At 68.3% G+C, this 1,665-nt stretch carries 3 protein-coding genes; all 3 read left to right on the top strand.

What is annotated here, in order from left to right; genetic code table 11:
- Positions 1–739 (top strand): intradiol ring-cleavage dioxygenase (locus I5I_RS02090; protein ID WP_036315902.1); only part of this gene is annotated, 739 nt, incomplete at its 5' end.
- Between the two features lie 28 nt (positions 740–767).
- Complete coding sequence (locus I5I_RS02085; protein ID WP_051039433.1) at positions 768–1,031, top strand: twin-arginine translocase TatA/TatE family subunit; 264 nt, start codon at positions 768–770, stop codon at positions 1,029–1,031.
- A partial coding sequence (tatC, locus tag I5I_RS02080; RefSeq protein WP_051039432.1) for a twin-arginine translocase subunit TatC occupies positions 1,028–1,665 on the top strand: 638 nt, incomplete at its 3' end. The genes I5I_RS02085 and tatC, both read left to right, overlap by 4 nt.

The raw sequence follows: 1,665 nt of genomic DNA, 5'->3' as shown, positions 1-1,665 counted from the left end.
AGCTCGGTCCCGGGGATCCTCTAGAGTCCCCTCCCCGTCAGCCACTTCGTCGGCGACCTACGCCACGGCGGAGATCAACCAGGAGACGAACGGCCCCTACCCTGCCGACGGAACCGGCGGGGTGAACGTGCTGAGCGAGTCGGGCATCGTGCGCGGCGACATCCGCTCCAGTCTTGACGGCGGCGCCACGGCAGAGGGAGTGCCGCTCACGTTCACGTTCACGCTCAGCGACCTCGCGAACGGCAACGCGCCCTACGCCGGCGCGGCGATCTACGTCTGGCACTGCGATGCGCAGGGCCTGTACTCGATGTATTCGGACGCCATCGTCGACGAAACCTACCTCCGCGGCATCCAGGTCGCCGACGCGAGCGGCCAGGTCACCTTCTCCACCATCGTGCCCGGCTGCTACCGCGGCCGGTGGACGCACATCCACTTCGAGGTCTACCCGGATGCCGCCTCGGCGACGAACGTCGAGAACCAGATCGCGACGTCACAGGTGGCCTTCCCCCAGGAGATGCTCGACGCGGTGTATGCGCTGAGCAGCTATCCGGGATCGTCGGCGAACCTCGCCGATATCGGCAGCCTGGACAACGACAACGTGTTCTCCGACGGCTACGAGCTCGAGATGGGCACCTTCTCCGGCGACACCGGTTCGGGGTACGTCGGATCGCTCTCGGTCGCTATCGACGCGACCACCCAGGCCACGGTCTCGTCGCCCGGTGGCGGCAGCCGCCCGTGACCTCTCACCCCACCGAAGGACAGAAATCATGCTGCAGAATCTGACGGGCTGGCACGCCCTCATCATCCTTGCCGTCGTCGTCCTCCTCTTCGGAGCCGCAAAACTGCCCGCCCTCGCCCGCAGCATCGGGCAGTCGGTGCGCATTCTGAAGAATGAGACCGCGGCAGAGGCCGGCACGGTGCCCGCCGCGCCGACGGACGTCGCCGCCGCAGAGCCGAAGACCCTCTCATCCGCACCCGCCGCGCCGACCGCGCCGGTGCCCGCGCGCGCAATGCCGGAGCGCGCGTCGTGACCGCCGCCACCGCCGCGCGCGGCGCGATGCCGCTCGCGGCTCACGCCCGCGAAGCCCGCACGCGTTCGACCCGCGCGGCGGTGGCTCTGGCGATCGGCATCGCGGCGGGCTTCCTGCTCTCCGAGCAGATCCTCGCCATCCTGCGCGCCCCCATCGAGCAGATCGCCCAGTCACGCGACGCGAGCCTCAACTACGACAGCATCACGGGCGCGTTCGACCTCAGGGTGAAGATCGCACTGTTCTCGGGCATCGTTCTGTCGAGCCCGGTGTGGCTGTTCGAACTGTTCGCGTACGTCTCCCCCGGGCTCACGCGGCGCGAGCGCCGGTACACGTTCTCCTCTGCCGCGTGCGCCATCGTGCTCTTCGCGGCGGGGAGCGCGTTCGGCGTGCTGCTGTTCCCGCACATGGTGGAGGTTCTCGCCGGTTTCGCCTCCGACCAGGACAGTTCGATCCTCAATGCCGGGTACTACGTCGACTTCGTCCTCAAGCTGGTCGTCGCCTTCGGAGTGGCGTTCGTCCTTCCGGTTCTACTCGTCCTGCTCAACACTCTCGGTGCCCTGTCGGCGCGCACCATCCGTCGTCAGTGGCGCATCGCCGTCGTCACCATCGCCGTGTTCAGTGCGGTGGTCACCCC

This window comes from Microbacterium sp. B24, assembly GCF_000333415.1.
Classification (GTDB): domain Bacteria; phylum Actinomycetota; class Actinomycetes; order Actinomycetales; family Microbacteriaceae; genus Microbacterium.
The sequence above is the reverse complement of the archived record's forward strand: the minus strand, read 5'-3'. Positions and strand labels throughout refer to the sequence as shown.